At 73.0% G+C, this 24,098-nt stretch carries 24 protein-coding genes and 1 pseudogene; 8 read left to right on the top strand and 17 right to left on the bottom strand.

Annotation, left to right across the window (positions count from 1 at the left end; all coding sequences use genetic code 11):
• Positions 1-139 precede the first annotated feature (139 nt).
• The 4 genes from IF651_RS11300 to IF651_RS11285 are packed head-to-tail and all read right to left on the bottom strand — an operon-like array spanning position 140 to position 2,979.
• Complete coding sequence (locus IF651_RS11300) at positions 140-943, bottom strand: ABC transporter permease (RefSeq protein ID WP_191829219.1); 804 nt, start codon at positions 941-943, stop codon at positions 140-142.
• Positions 940-1,971, bottom strand: a complete 1,032-nt coding sequence (locus IF651_RS11295; RefSeq protein WP_191829218.1) for an ABC transporter ATP-binding protein — start codon at positions 1,969-1,971, stop codon at positions 940-942. The genes IF651_RS11300 and IF651_RS11295 overlap by 4 nt, the downstream gene beginning before the upstream one ends.
• Complete coding sequence (locus IF651_RS11290) at positions 1,968-2,273, bottom strand: transcriptional regulator (protein WP_191829217.1); 306 nt, start codon at positions 2,271-2,273, stop codon at positions 1,968-1,970. The genes IF651_RS11295 and IF651_RS11290 overlap by 4 nt, the downstream gene beginning before the upstream one ends.
• The gene (locus IF651_RS11285; RefSeq protein ID WP_191829216.1) at positions 2,266-2,979 is read right to left on the bottom strand and encodes a hypothetical protein; all 714 of its coding nucleotides are present in this window, start codon (positions 2,977-2,979) and stop codon (positions 2,266-2,268) included. Before IF651_RS11285 ends, IF651_RS11290 begins: the two co-directional genes overlap by 8 nt.
• Positions 2,980-3,204: 225 nt before the next feature.
• On the opposite strand from IF651_RS11285, the gene IF651_RS11280 reads away from it, so the two are divergent.
• Genes IF651_RS11280 through IF651_RS11270 form a run of 3 tightly spaced genes read left to right on the top strand, consistent with a single transcriptional unit; the run spans position 3,205 to position 5,337 of the window.
• Positions 3,205-4,152: an SPFH domain-containing protein gene (locus IF651_RS11280; protein ID WP_191829215.1), complete on the top strand. Its 948-nt coding sequence runs from the start codon at positions 3,205-3,207 to the stop codon at positions 4,150-4,152.
• On the top strand, positions 4,149-4,460 hold the full coding sequence (locus IF651_RS11275) for a toxin-antitoxin system HicB family antitoxin (RefSeq protein WP_194720152.1): 312 nt from the start codon (positions 4,149-4,151) through the stop codon (positions 4,458-4,460). Before IF651_RS11280 ends, IF651_RS11275 begins: the two co-directional genes overlap by 4 nt.
• 43 nt (positions 4,461-4,503) lie before the next feature.
• The gene (locus IF651_RS11270) at positions 4,504-5,337 is read left to right on the top strand and encodes a CPBP family intramembrane glutamic endopeptidase (protein ID WP_191829214.1); all 834 of its coding nucleotides are present in this window, start codon (positions 4,504-4,506) and stop codon (positions 5,335-5,337) included.
• A 48-nt stretch (positions 5,338-5,385) separates the two neighbouring features.
• On the opposite strand, the gene IF651_RS11265 is transcribed toward IF651_RS11270, so the two are convergent.
• The 3 genes from IF651_RS11265 to IF651_RS11255 all read right to left on the bottom strand — a co-directional run bounded on the left by IF651_RS11265 (position 5,386) and on the right by IF651_RS11255 (position 7,839).
• On the bottom strand, positions 5,386-6,000 hold the full coding sequence (locus tag IF651_RS11265) for a DUF6993 domain-containing protein (RefSeq protein WP_191829213.1): 615 nt from the start codon (positions 5,998-6,000) through the stop codon (positions 5,386-5,388).
• 146 nt (positions 6,001-6,146) lie between these two features.
• Positions 6,147-7,181: an HdeD family acid-resistance protein gene (locus tag IF651_RS11260; protein ID WP_191829212.1), complete on the bottom strand. Its 1,035-nt coding sequence runs from the start codon at positions 7,179-7,181 to the stop codon at positions 6,147-6,149.
• 127 nt (positions 7,182-7,308) lie between these two features.
• Positions 7,309-7,839: a potassium channel family protein gene (locus IF651_RS11255; protein WP_191829211.1), complete on the bottom strand. Its 531-nt coding sequence runs from the start codon at positions 7,837-7,839 to the stop codon at positions 7,309-7,311.
• Between the two features lie 92 nt (positions 7,840-7,931).
• Between IF651_RS11255 and IF651_RS11250 the strand changes: the two genes are divergently transcribed.
• The 3 genes from IF651_RS11250 (at position 7,932) to IF651_RS11240 (ending at position 12,602) form a co-directional block, all read left to right on the top strand.
• Entirely contained in the window at positions 7,932-10,658 is a 2,727-nt protein-coding gene (locus IF651_RS11250) for a lysylphosphatidylglycerol synthase transmembrane domain-containing protein (RefSeq protein ID WP_241744352.1), read from the top strand.
• An 89-nt stretch (positions 10,659-10,747) separates the two neighbouring features.
• Entirely contained in the window at positions 10,748-11,737 is a 990-nt protein-coding gene (locus IF651_RS11245) for a ParA family protein (protein ID WP_191829210.1), read from the top strand.
• Positions 11,730-12,602: an SIR2 family NAD-dependent protein deacylase gene (locus IF651_RS11240; protein ID WP_191829209.1), complete on the top strand. Its 873-nt coding sequence runs from the start codon at positions 11,730-11,732 to the stop codon at positions 12,600-12,602. The genes IF651_RS11245 and IF651_RS11240 overlap by 8 nt, the downstream gene beginning before the upstream one ends.
• 229 nt (positions 12,603-12,831) lie before the next feature.
• Here the strand turns inward: IF651_RS11240 and IF651_RS11235 are convergent.
• The 3 genes and pseudogenes from IF651_RS11235 to IF651_RS11225 all read right to left on the bottom strand — a co-directional run.
• Positions 12,832-13,260: pseudogene (locus IF651_RS11235) on the bottom strand (acyl-CoA dehydrogenase family protein); the annotation flags it as partial.
• Between the two features lie 67 nt (positions 13,261-13,327).
• Positions 13,328-17,506: an SCO7613 C-terminal domain-containing membrane protein gene (locus tag IF651_RS18035; RefSeq protein ID WP_191829208.1), complete on the bottom strand. Its 4,179-nt coding sequence runs from the start codon at positions 17,504-17,506 to the stop codon at positions 13,328-13,330.
• Positions 17,507-17,585: 79 nt separating this feature from the next.
• Complete coding sequence (locus tag IF651_RS11225; RefSeq protein ID WP_338403910.1) at positions 17,586-18,839, bottom strand: YibE/F family protein; 1,254 nt, start codon at positions 18,837-18,839, stop codon at positions 17,586-17,588.
• 102 nt (positions 18,840-18,941) lie between these two features.
• On the opposite strand from IF651_RS11225, the gene IF651_RS11220 reads away from it, so the two are divergent.
• Positions 18,942-19,316, top strand: coding sequence for a hypothetical protein (locus IF651_RS11220; protein ID WP_191829206.1), 375 nt, complete (start codon positions 18,942-18,944; stop codon positions 19,314-19,316).
• Between the two features lie 117 nt (positions 19,317-19,433).
• Here the strand turns inward: IF651_RS11220 and IF651_RS11215 are convergent, their stop codons facing one another.
• The 7 genes from IF651_RS11215 to rpmB all read right to left on the bottom strand — a co-directional run bounded on the left by IF651_RS11215 (position 19,434) and on the right by rpmB (position 22,561).
• On the bottom strand, positions 19,434-19,715 hold the full coding sequence (locus IF651_RS11215) for an HU family DNA-binding protein (protein WP_191829205.1): 282 nt from the start codon (positions 19,713-19,715) through the stop codon (positions 19,434-19,436).
• Between the two features lie 141 nt (positions 19,716-19,856).
• The gene (aztD, locus tag IF651_RS11210) at positions 19,857-21,095 is read right to left on the bottom strand and encodes a zinc metallochaperone AztD (protein WP_338403909.1); all 1,239 of its coding nucleotides are present in this window, start codon (positions 21,093-21,095) and stop codon (positions 19,857-19,859) included.
• Positions 21,096-21,404: 309 nt separating this feature from the next.
• A complete protein-coding gene (gene ykgO / locus IF651_RS11205; protein ID WP_191829203.1) occupies positions 21,405-21,527 on the bottom strand; it encodes a type B 50S ribosomal protein L36 in 123 nt (40 codons plus the stop codon).
• Positions 21,524-21,817: a type B 50S ribosomal protein L31 gene (locus IF651_RS11200; RefSeq protein ID WP_191829202.1), complete on the bottom strand. Its 294-nt coding sequence runs from the start codon at positions 21,815-21,817 to the stop codon at positions 21,524-21,526. The genes ykgO and IF651_RS11200 overlap by 4 nt, the downstream gene beginning before the upstream one ends.
• Positions 21,818-21,852: 35 nt before the next feature.
• Positions 21,853-22,158, bottom strand: a complete 306-nt coding sequence (rpsN, locus tag IF651_RS11195) for a 30S ribosomal protein S14 (protein WP_191829201.1) — start codon at positions 22,156-22,158, stop codon at positions 21,853-21,855.
• Positions 22,158-22,325: a 50S ribosomal protein L33 gene (rpmG, locus tag IF651_RS11190; protein WP_191829200.1), complete on the bottom strand. Its 168-nt coding sequence runs from the start codon at positions 22,323-22,325 to the stop codon at positions 22,158-22,160. The genes rpsN and rpmG overlap by 1 nt, the downstream gene beginning before the upstream one ends.
• Positions 22,325-22,561, bottom strand: coding sequence for a 50S ribosomal protein L28 (rpmB, locus tag IF651_RS11185; protein WP_191829199.1), 237 nt, complete (start codon positions 22,559-22,561; stop codon positions 22,325-22,327). The genes rpmG and rpmB overlap by 1 nt, the downstream gene beginning before the upstream one ends.
• Before the next feature lie 102 nt (positions 22,562-22,663).
• Between rpmB and IF651_RS11180 the strand changes: the two genes are divergently transcribed.
• On the top strand, positions 22,664-23,932 hold the full coding sequence (locus tag IF651_RS11180; RefSeq protein WP_191829198.1) for a GTP-binding protein: 1,269 nt from the start codon (positions 22,664-22,666) through the stop codon (positions 23,930-23,932).
• The last annotated feature ends 166 nt before the right edge of the window (positions 23,933-24,098 follow it).

Below are 24,098 nucleotides of genomic sequence, written 5' to 3'. Positions count from 1 at the left end.
GCGAGGCCGGTCAGGAAGCGGCCGGCCCCGCACACCTGTCCCACCCCCCACCCCCCCACCCCCGGCGTCGAACACGTCATGAGGGTCGTTCTGACGTCGTCGGCGACGCTCATGTCGTGTTCGACGGCGAGGGATCGGGTCAGCGGAAGCGGCGGCCCTCGTCGCGACGGTAGGCGCCGACCGCCAGGGCGGCGAACAGCACCGTCCAGCCGATCAGCACCGGCCACGCCAGGCCGTACGCAGGCTCGCCCGTGAGCGCCTGGACGAGCAGGTCGCGGCCGGCGCGCGTCGGCGTCGCCATCGAGATCGCGTCGAGCCACGGCGGGAAGAGGAACGGCGGGAGGAACAGGCCGCCGGCGAACGCGAGCGGGAACAGGATGACCTGCACCACGGGCAGCGCGGCCTTCGCGGACAGCGAGTAGCCGACCGCCATCCCGAGCAGCACGAACGGCACCGACACGAGCAGGACCGTCCCGACGCCCGCGAGGAGCTGGGACCAGGTCACCGCCGCGGACGTGAACAGCCACCCGATGAGGATGAGCGGCACGAGCCCGAACAGCGAGAAGATCCCGCCGTTGAGCACCCGGGCGATCATGCGGGGCGCCGGCCCCGCGGGCAGCGACCGCAGGAACGGGTCGAACGGGAGCTGGCGGTCCTCGGCGACACCCAGCCCGTAGGTGAACAGGCTCGCGGAGCAGATCGCGAACAGACCGAGCGACGCGACCGCCGTCGTCGCCGCGACCGGGTCGCCCGCGACCTCCTTCTGCGGCACGACGAAGAAGAACATCGCGAGCGCCGGGAAGAGCAGGTTGCCGAGCACCGCGATCGGCACCCGCACGGTCTCGAGGAACTGGTACTTCAGGTGCAGCCAGGTGAGCCGCGCCGGGGTCGGCAGCGCCGCGCCCTTCTTGGCGGATCCCGCCGTCGTCGTCGTCGCGCTCATCGTGCGTCCTCCGTCGAGCTGTCAGCACTGCGTGAACCTGGGGAGTCAGCGGGCGCTGACACCTTCCGGGAGTCTCCCGCGACCATCTGCTCGAACGCCTCCTCGAGGCTTGCCCCGCGGATCTCCAGGTCCCGGAAGTCGACGCCCGACGTGACGAGGTCGCGGACCAGGGCGTCCGCGTCGGGGGTGTACAGCTCCTGCTTGCCGCGGTCGTCGCGCCGCTCGGACCGCACGACACCCGGGCGTGCGGACAGGTCCGCCGACGAGCGCACCAGCACGCGGCGCAGCGACACGCGCCGCAGGATCCCGTCGAGCGAGTCGTCGGCCCGCACCACGCCCTCGTCGATGACGACGACGCGCTCCGCGAGCGCCTGCACCTCCTCGAGGTAGTGGCTCGTGAGCAGCACGGTCCCGCCCTCGCCGTGGTAGGTGCGGATCGCGTCCCACAGCGCCTGGCGCGCGCCGACGTCGAGACCGGTGGTCGGCTCGTCGAGCAGCACGACGCGCGGCCGGCCCACGAGGGACAGCGCGACCGCGAGACGCCGCTTCTGCCCTCCCGACATCGCGCCCGTCTGACGGTCGGCGAGCTCGCCGAGGCCGAACTGGTCGAGCAGCTGCGCGGTCGGGATCGGGCCCGGGTAGTGGCCGCCGACGAAGTCGACCACCTCCCGCACCTTGAGCGTCGCGGGCAGCCCGGTCTCCTGCGGGGTCAGGCCGAGCCCGACGCGGCTGCGCGCGTCGCGCGGGTCGCCGCCGAACAGCCGGACCGTCCCGGCGTCGGGCTTGCGCTGCCCGCTGATCAGGGAGAGCAGCGTGGACTTGCCCGCGCCGTTGGGCCCGAGCAGCCCGACGAGCTCGCCCGGCTCGACGGTCAGGGACACGTCGTCGAGCGCGACGACGCTGCCGAAGCGGCGGGTCACCTGGTCCGCGGCCACGACGGCGGTGGAGCTGCCCGACGCCGCGTGGCCGGGTCGCCTGCTCGGGCTCGTCGGGCTGGTCGGGCTGGGTCCGGTTCGCTGGGAGCTCATGCTCCGGCTCCTCTCAGGAGGGTGTTCAGGGCGGTCGTGTAGTCCTCGAACGCGGCCCGGCCGCGTGGCGTGAGGGCGAGGTAGGTCGCGGGCGTGCGGCCCTCGTGGGTCTTGGTGACGCGGACGTAGCCGGCGTCCTCGAGCTTGCGCAGGTGGGTCGACAGGTTGCCGGCCGTCATGGCGAGCAGCTTCTGCAGCGTGGGGAACGACAGCTCGTCCCCGGTCGACAGCGCGGCGAGGGTCGCGACGACCCGAAGCCGTGCCGGTGCGTGGATGACAGGATCGAGGTCGACGTCAGGCACCGCCCGCCTCCCCCGGACGCGACACGGTCCCGGGAGCCGGGCGTGCGCGGCGTCGGACCAGCAGCACCTGCTCGATCGCTCCCATGACGAGGAACCCGCCTCCGCCGAGGGCGGCCATCACGAGGTACGTGAGCGGCAGGCCCGCGAACGTGGCGACCGCGGCGACGACGAGGATCCAGACGCCCAGGACGAACAACCGGGTGTCCTGGAACGCGGCAGCACCCCCGAGGTAGAGCAGACCGACGACGACGCACGCGAACGCGTTGCTCGCGAGCGCGATCACCTCGTCGGACGCTCCGGCGCGCCCGAGGCCCCCGATGACGACCCCGAACGTGAGGAACCCGAGCATCCACGACCACCCGTACATCGCACCCGTGCGGGCGCTCACGCCCCGCGTCCCGGCCGTGCGGGTGACGGTGTGCACGATCGTGAACGCGACGGCCGCCACGATCGCGCCGGCGAACACCCAGAACGCCCACGCCGGGGGCTTCCCGGTGGCACCGGCGCTGAGATAGAGGCACAGGTAGCCGACGCCCCACGAGAGGCCCCACGCGAGGTAGAGCAGGCGGCCGTCCGGCTCGGTCGCGGCGCGCGCACGGTCCTGCTGCTCACGGATGAGACGCAGCGTCGCGGCCGGGTCGAAGGTGGGGTCGGCGCCGTCGGCGGCGTGCTCGCCGTCCGGAGCAGGTCCGGGATCCGTGGACATGTCGCATGACCTCGCTGAGGAGTTGTCGATATGAGCAGAGTAGTTTGTGGTGCAAACCTGTTTGTACAGCCTGGCACAGTCGTCACCCGTGCACAACCCCCGCGTCGCGAAGTTCCTGGCGGACACCCTGGGCCGCGTCCGGATCGCTCCCGGCCACGCTAATGTGATATCACTTTGATATCCCAGCCACCGGCCGCGGCGAGTGCCGCACGAGAGGACGACGCCATGACCGAGACCGCCCCGCCGCAGGAGTCCGTCGGCGGAGAGCCCACCGGACGGCCCGTGGGCCACGCCGGGACCCGCGTCGACGTGACGGAACGACCGGCGTGGGCGTTCGGCGCCGGCGGCGCCGTCCTCGCCATCCTCCTCGCGGCGGTCCTCGTCGTGGGCGGCGTCGTGCTGTGCGCGACCGGCGCCCCCGCACTCGTCGTGCTCGGGGTCGTCGTGGTCGTCCTCGGCGTCGTCGCGGGCACGGGCGTGTCCGTCATCAGCCCGGGCGAGACGCTCGTCGTCCAGCTCTTCGGGCGCTACCTGGGCACGATCCGCCGCACCGGACTCATGGTCACCGTGCCGCTGACGACCCGCCGCAGGGTGTCCGTGCGGGTGCGGAACTTCGAGACGAGCGAGCTCAAGGTCAACGACGCCGACGGCAACCCGATCAACATCGCGGCCATCGTCGTGTGGCAGGTCGCCGACACCGCGAAGGCGAGCTTCGCCGTCGAGGACTACGACGACTTCGTCATCGTGCAGTCCGAGTCCGCGCTGCGCCACGTCGCGATGTCCCACCCGTACGACGACGCCGACGCCGGCGAGGAGTCGCTGCGCGGTGCGACCGAGGTCGTGTCCGCGGAGATCGCCGCGGAGGTCGCCGAGCGCGTCGTCGTCGCCGGGGTCGAGGTCATCGAGGCCCGCATCTCCAACCTCGCGTACGCCCCCGAGATCGCCCAGGCCATGCTCCAGCGCCAGCAGGCCGGTGCGATCATCGCGGCCCGCTCGCGCATCGTCGAGGGCGCGGTGTCGATGGTCGAGGACGCGCTCCACCGCCTCGAGGAGAAGTCCGTCGTCACGCTCGACGACGAGCGTCGCGCCGCGATGGTCTCCAACCTCCTCGTCGTGCTGTGCGGCGACAACCGCGCCACGCCGATCGTCAACGCGGGTTCCCTCTACCAGTGACGCCAGCCCCGACCGAGGAACCCGAGCTGCCCGACGACGCCCCCGCCGCGTCGTCGGGCAGCGGCGTGCCCGCAGGGCAGGGCGACGAGCCGGACGGGCCCCCGCCACGCAGGGCACAGCGCAAGTCCGTGCTCCTGCGCCTGGACCCGGCGGTCCACGACGCGCTGGCACGCTGGGCCGCGGACGACCTGCGCAGCGTCAACGCCCAGATGGAGCTGCTGCTGCGCCGCGCCCTGGCCGACGCGCACCGCCTTCCCCGCGACGTCCGCCCGCCACGCCGACCGGGTCGTCCACCCCGAGCGGGGTGAGCCTCTTCAGGCCCGGTCCGGGCGGCGGTGCTATAACCGGACGGTGTCCGCCCAGTCCGTCCCACCCGCGCCGTCCGCCCGGTCCGCGCAGCCCGCCGTCGCCCTCGACCGTCCTGCCCGCCGCCGCATCGGCGCCGAGATCTGGATCGTCCTCGGCCTGAGCCTGGGCAAGTCCGCCGTCTACGCGATCATCGCGATCGTCGCGCGGCTCACCGCGGACACCCCGCTGCGCGACCAGTCCGCGAGCCTCAACGTCAGCCAGTCCGCGCGCCCGTACCTCGACCTGACGTACCAGGTCGTCGGGATCTTCTTCGCCGTGCTTCCCGTCGCGCTCGCGCTCTACCTGCTCAGCGCGCGCGGGCGCTCGGCGGTCCGCGCGATCGGCCTCGACCTCGCGCGGCCCTGGCGCGACCTCGGCTGGGGATTCGCGCTCGCCGCCGCGATCGGCATCCCGGGACTGGCGTTCTACCTGGCCGGCCGGGCCGTCGGCATCACCGTGGAGGTCCAGGCCGCCGCGCTCGACGCCGCGTGGTGGACCGTCCCGGTGCTGATCCTCTCGGCCCTGCAGAACGGGCTGCTCGAGGAGGTCGTCGCGGTCGGCTACCTGTACGAGCGCACGCACGACCTCGGCTGGGGCCGCGTGAAGTTCGTCGTCGCGAGCTCGCTGCTGCGCGGCTCCTACCACCTCTACCAGGGGATCGGGCCGTTCTTCGGCAACGTCGTCATGGGCGTCGTGTTCTCGTGGTTCTACACCTCACGCTGGGGACGACGGCGCGTCATGCCGCTCGTGGTCGCGCACACCCTGCTCGACGTCGTCGCGTTCGTCGGGTACGCGCTCCTGCCCCTGGAGTGGAAGCAGTCGCTGGGCCTCGCCTGAGCCGATCGTGAGCCGATCGTGAGCCGGCCGGTCGGTGCGCCGGTCGGGTCAGTGCGTCGGCATCTCGAGGCACCCGCCGTCGGCGATCGGGCCGCCCGCCTCGAGCGTGACGCCGGCGGGCGCTACCTCGCCGAACACGCACCCGCCGGGCACCGCCACCCCGACGCCGAACGACGTCGCGCGCGTCCCGAGGGGCGACTCCTCGGGCGTGACCTGCACGCCGTCGAACCCGGCACCGACCAGCGCCGCCACCACCGCGTCGCGGTCGACCGGGCCCCCCGCGGCGAGCGGGTCCAGCGCGGTCTGCACCTCCGGGAGGGCGAGCGCCGCCTCGGCGTCGCCCTCCGGTGTGCCGACCCGCTGCCGGTAGGCCTCGTTCGACGCGTCCAGGCCCGACCCTTCATCCGGACCCGATCCCTGCCCGACGACGTCCGTGGCCTCCCCGGCGTCGGTGCCGAGCGCGGCGGGGTCGCCCGAGCCGCCGTCCACCACGACCTGTCCGTCGGAGTCGTACTGGTCGGCCCACCCGCTGACGAGGACGTTGTACCCGATGACGACGACGATCAGCCCGACCAGGGCCAGCCCGACGAACCCGATGACGACGCCCGCCAGTGCGCGCGACACGCGCGCTGCCCGGTCGGGACGGTCCCCTGACGTCGTCACACGACGACCTTCTCGCGGTCGCGGTCACATCGCGCGCGACGCCCCGGTTCCTGACCGGGATCTTCACCGCTCCGCCACGGGCGCGACCGCCTCGGACGCACCGCCCGCTCCCCGAGCACCGGAGTCCACGACGAGGGGCGGCCCGTTCAGCGCGCGGGCGGTGCCCCCGTCGAGCCCGGCCGGGCGCCCGACCCGGGCGCCTCGTCCGCGGCTTCCCCGGGCCACGCGCCGGCATCGGTCCGCGGCGGGGTGTCGGCGCTCCGCGCAGGTTCCGGCGCGGTGTCCGGGGCGAGCGCCGGATCGGACGTGGTGTCCGGAGCGGACGCCGGATCGGACACGGTGCCGGGGGCGAGCGCCGGTTCGGGCGCGGCGTCCGGCTCCGTGGCATGCCAGGTTGCCGGAACCGGGGCGGCGGCGGGGCCGGGCGCGCGGGCGGCACCGGCCTCCGCGACGTCGGGCCGCGCGGCCGCGGAACCGAGGACGGACCCGCCCGTCACGACGACGCCCGCCGCCTCGGCCTGACCTCGCAGGTCGCCGAGCTCGCGCGCGATCGCGCGCACCGCGAACCCGGACACGACGTGGATCGCGCCCGCGACGAACGCGTACAGCGCGAAGACGATCACCACGAGGCGCAGCACGTCGAGGGAGTCCAGCGGCCGGGTCAGGAGCAGGAGGCCGAACAGCGTGGACGTGATGCCGAACGCGAGCATCCACGCGGCACCCAGGTCGCGGTTGCGGGTGAGACCGGCGGCGCCGGCGATCGCGACGATCCCCAGGACCAGCACCCACACGGACAGCACGTAGTAGAGCGCGGTCGGGTTCAGGTCGGGCCAGAACGCGACCACGACGCCGAACACGATGTTCACCGCGGCCTGCGCGAGCCACCACGCCGAGCTCGTCTGCCGACGGTGCGCGAACCACTGGACGGCCACCAGCACGCCGTCGGCGACGAGGAACGCGCCCAGCACGAGGCGCAGCACCTCGAGCTGCTCGAGGGGCTCGATCATCAGCAGCAGACCGAGGACGACCAGCAGCACACCGCGCACCACCGGCAGCCACCACACGCGCCGGAACGGGTTGCGCACCTCGACCTTCTGCTCGGCCGTGGCATCCGTACCGGTGCCGTCGGCGACCTCGCGCCCGGCCTTCCCCTGGTCCTCGTCCTTCGAACGTCGTGCCATGCGCACCTCCGGTGCTCTCGGCGTCGTCGCCGTCCGTCGCCCCCGTGGGGCCATCCCTCCTATCCTAGGAACGGCTGGGGCGCATTCGCCTGCGCAGGCTCCCGCGCCGCCCGGGCCCGCTCCACCCTCAGGACCCGGTCTCCTGCCGCCGGGCGTCCTGGCGACGCGTGAGCGCCTGCTGCGCGGACCGGGTGACCATCCGCACCCCCACCGCCAGCAGCGTGACGTTGACCAGCATGTGCGCCGTCACCGCCACACGCGCCGGGGCGCTCACCGCGGCGATGTCGCCGAACCCCGTCGTCGTCAGCACCGTGACGGACAGGTAGACCGCGTCGAGCTTGTCCACCGCCTCGGTGAACGACCCGGCGTCGCTCTCCGACAGCCCGACGTAGACGAGCGAGAAGCTGACGAGGAACACCGAGACCAGGATGACGATCGCCTCGACCGCCGCCATGAGCGGGCGCGTCGCCCGGACGATCCGCCGCTCCTGACGCACCAGGACCACCACGAACAGCACGATGCTCGCGGCGAGGACGGTCAGCGCCGCCGGGATCGAGAACTCCGGGCGCACCGGCACGAGGCAGTACACCGCGACGAGCCCACCCAGGAGCACGACCGGCCGGACGGCGTACATCGCGTCGCCTCGCTGGAGCGCCATCCCGCCACCCTAGCGACGCGCACGCGCGGGCGTGGCGCACGGCACGGCGGAATTCCGGGCCGGCAGCGGCTCGCACACCTAGACTCGGCCGTATGCCCGAGCACGCTACCGAGCCCCACGACGGCCGCCGCCCGTCCGGCTCGGTGGTCGAGGTCGGGACGCTCGCGCCGTCCGACGGCACGGAGCCGCGCCCCCGCACGGGCGCGCTCCAGGCCCTGATGGCACGGCGCGACGAGCCCGACGCCGGGACGGTCCGCGTCGTCGACACCGCCGAGCAGCGCGTGCGGCACCCCAGCGACGTCGTCAACCTCGTCCTCTGCGCGATCGGCGTCGCCGTCGTCATGTTCATGACCGTGTTCGCGCACGGCACCACGGCGGGCGTGACGCAGGACGTGCAGAGCTTCAGCCAGCTGCTCGCCCGCATCCTGATCTTCCCGGTCGCCGTCCTCGAGGGCCTCGTCACCCTCGCGATCCCGACGGCGGTGCTCATCGAGCTCGGGATCCGGCGGCTCGGGCGCCAGGTCGTCGAGGCGATCGCCGCGGCCGCGGTCGGGCTGCTGCTCGGGGTCGTCTTCGTGCTCGCCGTCGAGCAGTGGGGCTCGCCCGAGCTGGTCCGCGGGCTCTCCGTCTACTCGCGGGGCGAGTGGCGGCTCACCGTCCCCGGCTACGTCGTCGCGATCGCCGGCCTGCTCACCGCCGCGGGGACCCGCACCCGGCGCCGGTCCGTCGCGTGGTCGTGGAACCTGCTGCTGGTCGCGATCGGCATCGTCCTGATCACGGGGCAGGTGTCCCTGCCCGGCATCCTCGTCACGCTCCTGCTCGGACGCATGGCCGGTCTGCTCGTGCGCTACGCGTCAGGTGTCCGCAGCGACCGGGCCTACGGGCCGGACCTGGTCGCCGGCGTGCGGCGGGCGGGTTTCGCCCCCGCGACCCTCGTGCGCGTGCGCGACGTCACCGACGACGAGCGCGCCCACGCGGTCGACGACCCGGTCACCGAGGTCGACGCCGCCGGCCACGTCACGTCGGAGGTGCAGGTCGGGGTCCTCCGGGGCTCGGACGCGACCACCGCGGGCGACAGGTCCGGCGTCCTCGACGGCCGCGACGGGCGTGACACCGCGTCGGACCCGGCCGCGGTGGCCCTCGCCCGCTCGGGCGAGGGCGACAACCGCGTCTATGCGATGGTCGACGAGGACGGGGTCCGCCGGGACGTCGTCGTGCTCGACGGCGACCGGCAGGTCGTCGGGTTCCTCACCCGACTCTGGCGCTCGCTGCGCCTGCGCGGCCTGGAGGGGCGGACAGCCATCTCGCTGCGCGCCGCGGGCGAGCGCACAGCGCTCCTCGCCTACGCGGCGCGCGCGGCCGGGGTGCGCGCGCCACGGCTGCTCGGCGTCGCCGAGTCCGCCGACTCGATCATGCTCGTCCACGAGCACGCCGGCGGCGCGGTGTCGCTGCGCGACCTGCCCGCCGACCGGCTCACCGACGCCGTGCTCGGCGAGGCCTGGCGCCAGATCCAGGTGGCCCACTCGGCCGGCCTGGCGCACCGGGCGCTGACGTCCGACGTCGTGCTCGTCCGGCGCGCGCTCGAGGACGCGGAGCCACAGGTGTGGCTCACCGGGTGGGAGCAGGGCGACATCGCGTCGTCCGAGCTGGCACGCCGCATGGACCTCAGCCAGATGGTCGCGCTCCTCGCCCTGCGGGTGGGTGCCCGCCGCGCGGTCGAGTCGGCCGTGAGCGTCCTGCCCGAGGAGGACATCGGCGCGATCGGCCCGCTCCTGCAGTCCGTCGCGCTGCCGCGCAGCACCCGCGACGAGCTGCGGCAGAACAAGGAGCTGCTCAAGGAGCTGCGCGCGGTGCTGGTCGAACGGCTCCCGGAGGCCGACGTCGAGCCGCAGCGCATCACGCGCTTCGGCGCACGCACGGTCATCATGCTCACGCTGACGATCGTGGCCGTCTCGGTCATCGTCACGACCATCAACTTCGAGGAGGTCACCGCAGCGGTCGCCGAGGCGAACCCGTGGTGGGCCGTGGGTTCGTTCCTGCTCGGCATCCTCACCTGGATCGGGGCCGCGCTGACGTTCGTCGCGTTCTCGTCGACACGCCTGCCCATGTGGCGGGCGACGCTCACCCAGGCGGCCGGGTCGTTCGTCGCGCTCGCCACTCCCGCCGGCATCGGGCCGGCCGCGCTCAACCTGCGGATGCTGACCAAGCGCGGCGTGGCGACCCCGGTCGCGGTCGCCACGGTCGCGCTCGTGCAGGTGTCACAGTTCATCGTGACGATCGTCATCCTGGTCGTGCTGTCGGTCTTCACCGGCGACGGTGGCCTCGTCCAGCTCCCGTCCACGACGGTCCTGCTCGCGATCGGCGGCGTCGCGCTGGCTGTCCTCGCGACCCTCCTCGTGCCTGCGGTGCGCACCTGGGTGCTCGCCAAGATCCGGCCCACGATCCAGCAGGTGTGGCCGCGCCTGTCGGACATGCTCAGCCAGCCCGGACGCCTCGCCGTCGGGCTGGGTGGCAACGTCATCATGACGCTCGGCTACGTGCTCGCGTTCGACGCGGCGCTCGCCGCGTTCGGCCAGGAGCTGTCCCTCGTGGACGTCGCCGTGATCTACCTCGTCGGCAACGCCGCCGGTGCCGCCGTCCCGACTCCCGGCGGGCTCGGCGCCATCGAGGCTGCTCTCACCCTGGGCCTCACGACCGCCGGGGTGCCCGTCGCGCTCGCGACGTCGGCGACGCTGCTGTTCCGCGTGGCGACGTACTGGGCCCGGATCCCGTTCGGCTGGGTCGCGATGCGCTACCTGCAGAAGAAGGGCGACCTGTAGGTCCCACTCGATACACCGCATTTCACCCTGCCGATGACTACGGATTCTGCTAACCTCCGGAAAGACCTACGTCCTCGGGAGGCACCCCTTTGCGCTCAATCGCCGTATTCAACAACAAGGGCGGAGTTGGCAAGACCACCCTCCTTTGCAATCTGGCCGCATACTTAGCTCGTGAAGAGGGGAAGAAGGTGTTGATCGTCGACGCCGACCCTCAGTGCAATGCAACGCAAAGCATCTTCTCGGACGACGTTCTGGAGGATCTGTATCAAAAGAGTTCCTTCACAATACACAGCATCGTCCGCCCACTGTCGAGGGGGCGCGGATTTGCTAGCGAACTTAAAACGTACCGCAACGCGAATTTTGGTGTGGACGTACTTGTTGGAGATCCAGATCTCGGGCTGACCGAGGATCTACTCGCTACAGACTGGGTCCAGGGTGCCGCTGGAGACATCCGTGGTTTGCGTACTACCCTCCTATTCTCACACCTGCTTGAGCGGTGCGGCGAATACGACTATGTCTTCTTCGACATGGGCCCGTCCCTCGGGTCGATTAATCGAGCAGTTCTTCTTAGCTGCGACTACTTTATAACGCCAATGTCGCTCGATATCTTCAGCCTGAAGGCCATCGAGAACATCGCAAAGTCGCTCAAGGGCTGGCGAAGCAAGTACGAAAAGGGGCTTGAAGACATCTCCCACCCAGCGGAAGAGCTTGAGGTAGCTGATCCGACGTGGGACCTAGCGTTTGCTGGCTATGTAACGCAACAGTATACCTTCAAGAGAGATTCTGGTGGAAACGCTCGCCCTGTTAAGGCGTACGAGCGAATCATGCGAAGGGTTCCCGCGACAGTCGGCCAGAACCTTCTGCCGGAAGGAGCTCTCGTCGAACCCTTGGATCTTGGATCGATTCCAACACTTCACTCACTTGTACCGCTCGGCCAGACAAGCCGCAAACCCATCTTCGCCCTTGAGGGAAGGGATGGAGTGGTTGGCGCACATTTTACCAAAGTCCGGGAATTTCGCGCGACGATTCGCGGTATTACTCACCGCCTTATGGACAACGTTGGTGATGCACATGCCTGACCACTGGCCCGACGAGCTTGTCGAGGACATCGCGAGAAGGCGTGCAGTGCTTTACCTCGGCGCCGGAGTCTCTGCTGCAGCGACTACGGATACTGGTCAGCATCCACCGACATGGGGAGACTTTCTTGAGAAGGGTCGAAGGCGCCTCAAAGGTCGGGTCCCAAGTGCGACAATCAAGTCACTCATTGACGGCCGAGACTTTCTGACGGCATGCGAACTACTGAAGGACAATCTGGACGAGAGTTGGCCCGAGCTACTCAAGGAATCCTTCTTGGCACCAAGATACCGACCCAGTGACTTACACCGCAATCTTCACGCTTTGGATCTGTCCCTCGTGCTAACGCCGAACTTCGACAAGATCTACGACACGTATGCGGGCAACGAGACGAACGGTGAGACTGTAGTTAAGTCGTACGATGACCAGGACATTCCCTATGTCATGCGCCGCAAGTATCGTGCAATCCTCAAGGTCCACGGCACGATAGATCAGCATTCCAAGATGATCTTCACTCGATCCGACTACGCCGCGCAAAGGGCGAGCCATCAAGGGTTCTTTGAATTAGTTGGAGCCCTGTTTCTTACTCACACGTTTCTTTTCGTCGGAACCAGTCTCTCAGACCCCGATCTGAGGCTATTCCTGGAATCTCAGAACTACGTCCACCCGAACTCCCCTCCGCACTACATGGTTTGCCCGAGAGACGAGGTCCATAAGCATGTCGAGGCATCGGTGCGACGCAACATGAACTTAAAGCTAATTCGATATGATTCAAGAGATGGGCACGTCCTGTTGCCCGATCTAGTGAGCGATCTAGTCGATCGCGTCTCTGCGAAGCGGCGACTCCTTGCCCTGGCTGAGAACTGGTAAATTCTTCGGGTCGGATCCTACCGGGGGGTAGCGCGCATATCCAGCGCAACGATTGGGGAGCGTTAAGCAGAACCCGTCAGTTCCACTGAGCGCGTCATTTCCACGGTTGGTTCGACGTCTCCAAGAAGCGACGCTCCCATTCATGACTGCTGGGGTCCGAAACTCGTGACGCTTCGCGCTCCTGGGCGCGCCGCACCTGTGCCTCTCGTCTTGAGGATCCCTCGCAACAGGTGGTGCGGGTCGCAGCCGCGTCCGAGCCGGCGCCCGCCTCGGTGAGGCCGAACGCGCCGAGCGCGCGACCGGCGAGCAGGTCGGGCAGCCAGCGCTCGCGCTGCTCGCGCGTGCCGTGGCGGTAGATCGGCACGATGCCGAGACCGACGCCCGCCTCGGGCGTCACCGCGATCGACTGGTCGACGCGTGCGAGCGCCTCGACCGCGACGCACAGCGACACGTAGTCCTTGCCCTGCCCGCCGACGTCGCGCGGGAACGGGAGACCGAACAGACCGAGCTCGCCCAGCTGCGCGACGATCTCCAGCAGGAGGCGGCGCTCCGTGTCGTACCGGTAGGCGGCCGGCGCGACGACCTCGTCCGCGAGCTCGCGCACGACCCGGCTCAACCTGGTCTGCTCGTCGTCGAGCAGGCTGTCGGGCTCGATCATGCTGTGACGGTATCCCCGGGGTGGACCGGTCACACCCGCACGGCCGTGGCGGGTCTGCTCGGACCGGTCAACGGAGATCGCGGACGTACGCCGCCGCGCCGTCGTACGCAGCGATCCGCCGCTCGTAGTAGGTCGCGATGATGAGCAGCAGGCCCCCGGCAGCGGCCAGCGTGAGCATCCACGGACCGGCCGAGATCGCGGTCCCGAGCTGGGACACGAACACCACGAGGATCTCGACCGGCAGCACGGCGACGCCGAGGACGAATGGCGCGGCGAGGTGCCTGCGCGTGCCGACGAGCACGGCCACGAGCGCGAGCACGACGACGAGCACGGCGCGCCACGTGCGCGCGTCGGTGTACGTGGCCAGCACCGACGGACCGACGACCGCGAGGATGCCGGGCGCGAGCGTGCGCCAGGAACCGACCTGCGCGACCGGCCACGCGGGCCTGGTCCGGACGACGTCACCCGCGCCGTGGACCGGGCCGGGCCGCGCGCCGGTGTCGGCGCGCCGCGGACCGGCGACCAGCGCGAGGTAGCCGGCCACGAGGAGACCGGCGCCGAGCGGGAGCGAGAACACCTCGACGCGCAGCTCGCGCGGGGACCACGCACCGATCGCCGCGACGAGTGCCAGGAGCCAGGTGAACCAGGCCGGCGGCACGTCGTCCCGGCCGCGCAGGGCGCGGCGCACCCCGACCACGACGAGCGCGAGCAGCAGCACCTCGAGGGCCCACACCGTCCCGATCACGCCCCACACCGGGCGGACGTTCGCGACCACGCCGACCACGCCGAGTGCCAGGGCGGGCGCGAGCGACCACCGACGCACGACGTCGCGGCGCACCATCCGTGCCGCGCCCGCCCCCACGAGGCCGGCTCCGAGCGCCACGCCGGCGCCCGCGAGGGCCCAGCCGAGACCGAGGACGAAGACCGCACCCCCTCCCGGTACGTGCCCGACGTGGACGGCCTCGACCGTCCCTGCCGTGGCCGCCAGGACGCCCGCCCCCACGAGACGTCGCGCGCCGGCCCGTGCGCTCGTGCCGCCACGCGGTCGCCGGCGGACGAGGGCGGCACCGGAGAGCACCGCGACGCCGCCGAGAGCGACGAGGGCGGGCGCCCGCACGTCACCCGCACCGGGGGCGGCCACGAGGACGAGCAACGACGGCGCGACGAGCAGGAGGAGACCGGCTCCCGCGAGGTCCCATCCGCGCGTGGTACGGCGTGCGAGCAGCGCGCCCACGACGATCGCCACGAGCGCGGGCGGGAGCGTGTACGCCTCGACGAGCCCGATCCCGGCGGCGGCGAGCGCCGTCCAGGTCGCCGCGGTGCCGAGGGCGGCGCTCAGCCACCACACCCCGGCGCGGTCGTGCTGGCGCGCGAGCAGACCCGCACCGACGGCGAGCAGCACGAGGACGGCGACCGCGACCTCGGGCCCGGCGGCGGCCCGTCCGTACGCGAGCCCCACGGCGATCGCTCCGGTCAGCGCCGCGCTCGCCTCGAGCGCCGTCCGTACCCAGGTGGCGCCCGTCCCGGCCGAGACGGCTCCGGGAGGCGCGGGCGAGCCGTCGGGAGGCGCGGGGACGCGGGCGGCGACGGCGTCGGCCACCGGTCGGGCGGCGGCGGCGGCCACGGCGACGAGGAGCGCCACGACCGGCAGGACGACCGGCGACCCGCTGCCCGTCAGCAGGAGCGCGCCGGCGCTGACGACCCCGACGGACGCGGTCGGCAGGACCAGCCCGGCCGCGAGCGCTCGCAGCGCGACGTCGGCGCCGGTGCGTCGCGTCACGACGAGCGTCACCTCGAGCGCGAGCATCGCGGCGCACGCGCCGACCGACCACCAGCTGCGTTCGACGACGACGCTCCCGATGCCGAGCGTGAACGGCACGGCGGTGACCGCGAGCACCGCGCGCCAGGAGTCCCGGTCGAGCCGTTCCAGCACGGTCGCGCCGAGCGCGACGAGCGACGCGACGGCGGAGACCGTGCACAGCGTCGCGACCCCGCCCAGCCCGGCCCAGCCCAGCGTCGTGCCGAGGACGAGGAGCGCGTAGCCGTCCGCGATCGCCACGAGCGCGGGCCGCACGGCGCGGGGCACGCTCGCGCGCGCGCCGAGCAGCAGGGCGGCGACGACGAGCCCGCCGACGGTCGCCGTCGACCGCGCGTCCCACGAGACGAGGACGGTGAGCGCCGTCGCGACGAACAGGGCGCTCACGCCGGCGGCGCGCCACCGGGCGCGCTCGACGTCGACCTGCGCGGTCGCTCCGGCGCGGCGCAGTGCACGGCGTGCGCCCTCGGCAGCGGCGGACGCCGGGCGCAGCACCCGACCGGCTCGGCGCCGGACCGCGCGCACGAGCACCCCCGCCGTCGGTGCGGCGGGGTCCGTCGCCGGGGCGGACAGCGCGGACGGCGCGGTCGACGCCGGACGCGCCGTGACCACGACGAGGACCGCCGCGAGCAGGGCGAGGAGCACGAACGTGGTCACGGGGGCGAGCCGCTCGTCGAGCACGGCGCCGAGCACGAGGAGCAGCGCGAACCACGGCGCCGTGGCGCGACCGGCAGCGACCACCGGCACGGGCCGCAGGGCCGGCGCACCGGGGACGAGCGGTCCGGGCGCGTCCGCCCGCGGGCCCGTCGTCGCGGGGACCGCCGGGCGCAGCACCGGCAACCGGGCTGCGACGAGCGCGACGAGGACGACGACGAGCAGGGTGAGGAGGGTGAGGCTCACCGCGGCCGGGTCGAAGACGCTCGACCCACCGTCGAGACCGCTGCTGCCCGCGAGCCCGAGCGGCGCGGTGTCGAGCACGCGTGCCGGGCCGTTCGCTGTCACGTCGGCCAGCGTGCCGAGCACGCGCACCACCGGCGCGAGGAGGGCCGGCAGGGCGAGGCACACGACCACGAGCGCGCCGCCGAGCAGGACGTCGGCCCGCGAGGCGGTCGCGAGCGGGCGGGACGTGCGCACCCGGCCGCTGACCCACGGCCCGCTCGCCGCGACGAGGACGAACCACACCAGCCCGGCCACGACGGGCGCGGCCGCGAGGCCGCCCGCGCCCACGACGGCCACACCACCGGCGAGCGCCGCCGCAGCACCCGCCGTGGCGAGCCAGAACCGCTCGTGCGTCGCGAGCCGGAGCACGGTCGCCGTGAGCGCGACCGCGAGGACGAGCACGGCGCCGCCGGACCGGCCCGGCAGGCCCGGGAGCGACGGGACGAACAGCGCGGCGAGAGCGGCGGCGGGCACGACGACGTGCCGCGCTGCCCGCAGGTAGCCCCGTTCCGGGACGAGCGCGCTGCCGACCCGCGGACCGGACCGGGCGACCACGGGTCGTGCGCCGATCGTGACGAGCGCCGACGCGAGCAGCGCGAGGGAGGACGCCGCTGCGACCCGGCCCGAACCGGCCGCGGCGGCCGCGACGAGCGGGACCAGGGGCGCGAGGACGAGAGCTCCCGTGACCCACAGCCGGATGCGTCCGAGGTCGCCGACGACCCCCAGCCCGACGGCGAGCACGCCGAGGAGCACGGCGCGCGCGAGCGCGGGGTCGAGTGCCGACAGGAGACCTGCCTGGAGCGCGAGCTCGGCGTCGACGAGCGCGAGCACCACGGCGAGCGCGGCCACCGCCTCCGCCGACGCCCGCAGTCCCAGGCGCCGCAGGGCGACGACGGCGAGCACCGTGATGAGCGTGACGAGCCCGGTGACCAGGGCGCGCAGCGCGAGGTCGTCCGCGAACGTGAAGAATACGAAGACCACCGCTGCGACGGCGAGCAGGCCCGCCCCCGCCCCGGCGAGGATCGGCTGCAGGCCGACCGTCCGAGCGGGGCTCGGGACCGGTCGCGACGGCGCGGGGGGCTGCTGCGGGAACCGCGGAACGGGTCGTGACGCGCCAGGACGTGGAGCACCAGGTGGTGGGCCGGGGCGTTGGGCGCCGGCCCGTGGGGCCACCGGCCGCTGCGCACCGGGCGGCCGCGCAGCGAGCGCCGGCTGCGCAGGACGCGCCTCGTCCGCGGATCCGGTGGCAAGACGACGGTCCAGTGCCGCGGCCTCGGGCTGGGAGGCGCGCAACGCGTCGAGCTCGGCCTGGCGGTAGGCGAGCGCGTCGGCAGCGGCGCGGGACGCCGCGGCGATGCGGTGCGCCGCCGGGCCGGACAGGTCGAGCAGGCACAGGTCGCAGCGGGTCGAGCGCAAGAGCTCGGCGCAGCCCGGGCACCTGCGGGTGTCGGGCAGCCGCACCAGCGCGGTCTCGACCCAGCGCTCTCTCATGCGCACATCCTGGCGGACCGGGGAGCCGCCCGGGGCCGCGTCCACAGGGGGAACGGTGGCGGTCCGGTGAAGAGGGCGCTCAGGCGTCGGGCTGGCGGGCGGTCTGGCGCGCCTCGACCTCCGGCACCGTCGGATCGAGCGGGGCAGTTCCCGGCGCGACCGGCCCGGGCACGGCGAGCGCCGCGATCGCCGTCGTGATCGGGATGGCGAGGACCAGCCCGATCGACCCGACGAGCGTGCGCACGACCTCCTCCGCGATCTCGCCGGAGGTCAGGCTCGTCGCGAGCGCCTGGTCCGAGAGGTAGACGGCCATGAGCAGCGGCAGCGCGGCCCCGACGTACGCGAACGCGATCGTGTAGACGGTCGACGCGATGTGGTCGCGCCCGATCCGCATCGCGCGCGTGAACAGGTCGCGGCGCGTCGCGAGCGGCGCGACGGCCCGCAGCTCCCACACGGCGGACGCCTGCGTGATCGTGACGTCGTTGAGGACGCCCATCCCCGCGAGGACGATCCCGCACAGCACGACCCCGCGGATGTCGAGCGACGGTGCGTAGCTCGGTATCCACAGGGACTCCTCGGACGTCAGGCCCGTGATGTTCGCCGCGCCCGACCCCCACCAGCCGAGCACCGCCGTGAGCACCAGGCCGACGAGCGTGCCGAGCAGCGCGGTCGAGGTCCGGGCCGAGAACCCGTGCGCGACGTACAGCACGACGAACATCACGAGCGACGACGTCACGACCGCCACGCTCAGCGCCTCCTGGCCCCCGAGCAGCGCCGGGAGCGTGAACCAGCCGATGACGGCGAACGCCCCCGCCAGCCCCGCGAGCGCGGCGAGCCCCCGCCAGCGCGCGACGGCGAGCACCACGAGCGCGTACGCGACCGCGAGGATCCCGATCGGCAGGCCGCGCTCGAAGTCGAGGAACACGTACGGGGTGCTCCCGGCGGCCACGGCCCCGGGGACGTGGAGCACGCGCAGGCGGTCGCCGTCGTCGAGCCCGTACGCCACGTACTCGGGCGGGACGACGACCGTGACCTGGTCGCCGCCGACGTCCTCGCCCTCCGCGCGCGAGCCCGCGTCCAGGCGGGCCGGGACGACGCCGGTCTCCGCGTCGGCCGGGCCCGTGACCGTCGCGCGCAGGACCGAGCTGCCCTCCGCCGCCACGGGGATGCGGTCCGGGACGTCCGCGGCGGCCGGCCACAGCGCGACGAGGCCGACGAGAGTGGCGAGCAGGGCCGGGACGAGCAGCGCGGCCAGGACCACCCGGACGCGTCGCGTCGCCGGCGCCGTCGGGCCGTGGACGTGGGAGTGGAGGCTGCTGGGGCGGTCGCGCACCCGACGATGCTGGCACGTTGTCGCTACCATCACACCCGGCCGTGCGTCCGCGCGGTCAGGGGGGCGGCAGGCGCCGACCCCGCCGACCGATCCAGGAGAACCATGGCCACCGTCGACTACTTCCTCACCGGCGACCACGACGCCGCACGTCACGAGCTCGCCGCGGCGCTCCAGGAGCAGGGGTTCACGATCACCCCGCAGCAGCCCAGCGGCCAGTGGTCCGTCGAGCGCGGCAGCAGGTCCAAGACCTTCTGGCTCGGTGCCTTCGCGGGCAAGAACCAGCACCTCGTGTTCACGGTGGACTTCCTGGACGCCGCCGGTGCGCTCGTCGCCCGGGTGCAGCGCGCGACGGGGCACGGCGCGATGGCCGGCGCCGTCGGTATCGCGCGCGCCAACAAGGCCTTCGAGGAGGTCGACGTCGCGATCGGCACGCGCCTGAGCGCCCGGGGGATCCTCGCGAACGTCGTGCGCGCCTGACGAGCGGCCCGGCCCGGGCGTCGTGAGCGCTCCGGATGCGCGAAGGCCCGGACCCCTGCGGGGGTCCGGGCCTTCGTCCGTCGCCGACGACCCGTCAGCGGCGCCGTCGGCGGGTCGTCACTTGGCGACGGCCTTCTTCAGCAGGCTGCCGGCGCTGATCTTGACGCCGTAGCCGGCCGGGATCGAGATCTCCTCGCCGGTGCGCGGGTTGCGGCCCGTGCGTGCGGCGCGCTCGACACGCTCGACGGAGAGCAGACCCGTGATCTTCACGGCCTCGCCCTGGCCCAGCGACTCGATGAGGACCTCCTGCAGGGCGTTGAGGGCGCTCTCGGCGTCCGCCTTGGTCAGGTCGGCCTTGCTGGCGATGGCCGAGACGAGCTCGGACTTGTTGAGCGACATGGGGTTCCCTTCTTCGGTTCACGCGGCCGGGTGATCACCCGCCGCGTCAGGGCTCAGTGTGCCAGCCGGAGGGCCTGCACCGGGGTCAACACTAGGGAACACGCGCGGATTCGCGCGACCTGAAGGCGATCGGTGCCCGATTCACCCCTCCTGGGTGCCCCCGTCGTCGCCCTCCTGGTCGCCCTCCTGGTCGCCCGCGTGCTCGTGGTCGTGGTGCTCCTCGCCGTGGGAGCGCGCGTCGTCCGCATGCTCGTGGTCGCCGGCGGCGGCGTCACCGCTCACCCCGGTGAGCTCGTCGGGCACGACGTCGAGCGCGGCGCTCCTCCACACCTCGCCGCCCTCGACGTCCACCGCGTGGATCGCCTGGCCCGCGGGGTCCGTGACGTAGGCGATCCCGTCCTGCACGAACAGCGCGGGCCGCGGGGACTGCCACTCGGCGGGCTCCTCCCACGCGTCGATCACCGGGATCGAGCGCACGATCTCGCCGCTCTCCGGGTCGATGACGTGCAGCGACCCGTCCGTCCCGAGGACCAGCGCCTCGCCGTCGGCGCCGCGGCCGAGCGACCGGAACGTGTAGCTCGCGGGCAGGTCGACGAGGCGCATGGTGCCGTCGCGCGTGTCGACGAGGGAGACCCGGGTCGGCTCCTCGAGCTCGGCGTCGGGGTCGGACTTGTAGTCGCCGAGCACGACGGGCGACGCCTCGGTCCCCGCCTGGTTGCCGATGCGCCCGTACGTGTCGGGGCTGCCCACCTTGGTGATCGTCGTGCCGGCGACGACGAGCACACCGTCCTCGCACCCGACGACGACGGCCTCGTCGGCCGCGACGGCCTCCCCGTGCACCCCGGGGCACTCGTCGCTCGCGGCGAGCTCGGCGCCGTCGGCGTCGAGCACGCGGACGCCGGTCCGCGCGTCCTCGGTGCCCTCGCTCACCACGAGGGTCCCGTCGGGCAGCTCGACCGCGACGCCGTGGTGGGCGGCGGGCGTGGTGAGGGTGCGGGCGCCGTCGGGGCCGTCGGCCACCGCGGCCGAGTCGAGCACGACCACGTCGCCGGTGCCGTCGTCGAACAGCGCCGTGCGCCCGTCGTGCACGACGACGTGGCCGGGCTTCTCGGCCGCGTACGTCACGTCGGTGAGCAGCGGGTCCGCGGTGTAGTAGTGCGAGTGGTCCCCGTGCGGCTCGGCCCACGTCCCGGCGTCGAGCACCTGGAAGCCGCCCGTCGTGGACACCAGGACGTGCCGTCCGTCGCCCGCGGGGTTGACCCGGTTGAACCCGGGAAGCTCGACGTCGCCGACCGGTTCGAGGGTCGTGGCGTCGAGGATCTCGATGCCGCCGTCGTGGGTGAGCACCAGGCGCGGCGTCACGGTGGCGGCCTCGCTCACGTCGGACGCCTCGGGCGACCCGCTGCCCGACGTCGCGGGCTCCCCGCCCCCGTCACCCTCCCCCGCCCCGTTGGCACACCCGGCGACAAGAACGAGCGGAAGGACGCCGAGGGCGAGCGCCCGTGCACCGAGACGGGAGCTCCCGCCCCTGTCTCGTGCGGGTCCGGGGCGGGAGCTCACGTCTCGGCGGAATGTGGTGGGTGCGGTGAGGTGCATGGGTTGTCGGTCGTCCCGGCGTGGGCGACCGCTCCTTTCTCGTGGTGGTGGCGGGCCGTGCCCGCGCCGGTCGGCGGCGCGGGCTGCGTCGGTTCAGCCCTGTCGGGCCTTCCAGCGCGGGTTGGCCTCGTTGATGACGTAGGTCTTGCCCCGGCGGCGCACGACCTTCGCGCCGGGCTTGTCCTTGAGCGAGCGCAGCGACGCGCGGACCTTCATCGCGCACCGCCGCCCTGCGCACGCGTGCCGTAGCGCTGACGGAACCGCTCGACGCGGCCAGCGGTGTCCACGACGCGCTGGTCGCCCGTGTAGAACGGGTGGCTCGCGCTCGAGACCTCGACGTCGACGACGGGGTAGACGTTCCCGTCCGCCCAGACGACGGTCTCGTGCGGCGTGCCCGGTCCGCCCGGATGGCTCCCGGCGAGCGTCGAGCGCGTGAGGAACGCGTAGTCGGCCGACCTGTCGCGGTAGACGACGCGCCCGTACTCGGGGTGGATGTCCTTCTTCATGCTGTTCTCCTCTCGGTGCGGCGGGTGCCCGTGGGCTACCAGCTGGACTTCGTCACGCCGGGCAGCTCACCCCGGTGCGCCATGTCGCGCAGCCGGACGCGGGACAGCCCGAACTTTCGGGAGTAGCCACGCGGTCGGCCGTCGGCGACGTCGCGGTTGCGCAGCCGGGTGGCGCTCGCGTCGCGAGGCTGCCGCTGGAACTCGCTCACTGCCGCGGCCTTCTCCGCGGGCGTGGACGACGACGCCGCGACGATCCGCTTGAGCACGGCGCGACGCTCGGCGTAGCTCGCGACCACGGCCGCGCGCTGATCGTTCCGGGCGATCTTCGACGTCTTCGCCATCAGCGCTCCTCGCGGAAGTCGACGTGGCGTCGTGCGACGGGGTCGTACTTGCGCAGGACCATGCGGTCGGGGTCGTTGCGGCGGTTCTTGCGGGTGACGTACGTGAAACCGGTGCCGGCCGTGGAGCGGAGCCTCACGACGGGACGGAGGTCGACGCGGGATGCCATCAGAGCTTCTCCCCTCGGGCGAGGACCTGCGCCACGACGGCGTCGATCCCCTTGCGGTCGATGGTCTTGATGCCGCGCGCGCTGACGCGCAGCGTGACGTGGCGCCCGAGCGAGGGCACCCAGTAGCGCTTCTTCTGGACGTTGGGGTCGAAGCGGCGCTTGGTCCGCACGTGGGAGTGCGAGATCGAGTGCCCGAACCCGGGCGAGGTGCCGAGCACCTGGCAGACGGCAGCCATGTGGTGTTCCTTCCTGACGACGAGTGGAACAATAGATAGTGAGAATCATTCCCGTCAAGGTGTACGGTGTGGCCAGTCCCGCAGACCGAACGGAGCACCCGCATGAGCCAGACCCGACCCGACCCGACCCCGGCGGACGACCGCGCCGCGCTCAGCGTCCTGTCGACGATCGATCCCGTCCTGCGCGAGTCGGCGGTGTTCGGCCTCGTCGTCGGCGCACCCGGTGCGGTCGTGGTGCGCCACGACATCCGCGCGACCGAGGGCGAGCTGCACCGCGTCGTCGTCGACGCCGCCGGGGTCGTGGAGGACGAGGTCGTCCCGCTCGAGCACGCGTGCCTGTCGTGCGCGGTGCGCGAGGACGCCGTCCCCACGCTGCGCCGACTGGCCGACGACGGCCGGTGGGACCACGTGGTGCTGGCCCTGCCCGTCGCGGCGGAGTCGCTGCCCGTGACCCGCGCGCTCGCCGGTGCGGCTGCGCCCGGTGGCGAGCTCGAGCGGCTGCGCCTCGCGACCGTCCTCGCCGTCGTGGACGTCGAGACGGTCGAGCACGACCTGCTCGCCGACGATCTCGTCGCCGAGCGGGGGATCGCGCTGACCGACGACGACGAGCGCGCCGTGGGCGAGGTGGTCGCCGCGCAGCTCGAGCACGCGGACCTCGTCGTGACGTCCGGGAGCCGCGCGACCGCACCGACCGGTTCAGGCCTGGTCGACCGGCTCCGCGGCGAGGACTCGCACCGGCTCGACGGGCTGCACCGTGTCGTCGTCGGCGACCTGGCCGCCAGGTCTCACGACGCCGCCGCTGCCGAGCGTCGCGCCCATCCGCTCGGGGCACCGCACACCGGCAGCACGGCCGTGACCCGGGGACGGTCCGGGCCACCACGGCGGGCCGCCTCGGCGGGACGAGCGGGACACGGCGTGCGGGCCGCGCACACGGCGCGCGACCCCCGCGACCGGAGCTGGACGCTCGAGCTGCGGTCGGCGCGGCCGTTCGACCCCGAGCGGCTGCTGCGCCGCATCGAGGACCTGGGTGGCGGGTACGTCCGTTCGCGCGGCGTCTTCCACGTCGCGAACCGCCCGGACTCGTTGTGCGCGTGGGAGGGTGCGGGCGGCCAGCTCTCGATCGGCGGCCTGGGGGCCTGGGCGGACGTGGCGTCCTCGGACGGCGCGAGCCTGGCGCCGCACACGCGGATCGTCGTCGTCGGCGCCCGACCGGAACGGCCGGGCCGGGGCGAGGACGCCCGCCCGCGTCTGCTCGACGCGTTCACCGACGCGCTCGCGACGCAGGACGAGCTCAGCGACGGCGGCCTGCGCTGGCTCGGCCGCGACGACGACCTGGCCCCGTGGCTGGGGGCCCGCAGCGACCTGTCGTGAGCGGTCGCCTCAGGGCACCTCCGCCGAGGGGTGGGTCCGCACGCCCGGGAACGGAAAGACCGGTGGCGGTCCGCCACGTGAGCTCCCCCCAGCCGAGCTCGCGTCGCGGACCGCCACCGGCCCGGGTCGGCGCCGCGTGACCCGTCGCGGCGACGTCCTTCATGAA

The organism is Cellulosimicrobium arenosum, from assembly GCF_014837295.1.
In the GTDB taxonomy this organism is placed as follows: Bacteria; Actinomycetota; Actinomycetes; order Actinomycetales; family Cellulomonadaceae; genus Cellulosimicrobium; species Cellulosimicrobium arenosum.
The sequence above is the reverse complement of the archived record's forward strand: the minus strand, read 5'-3'. Positions and strand labels throughout refer to the sequence as shown.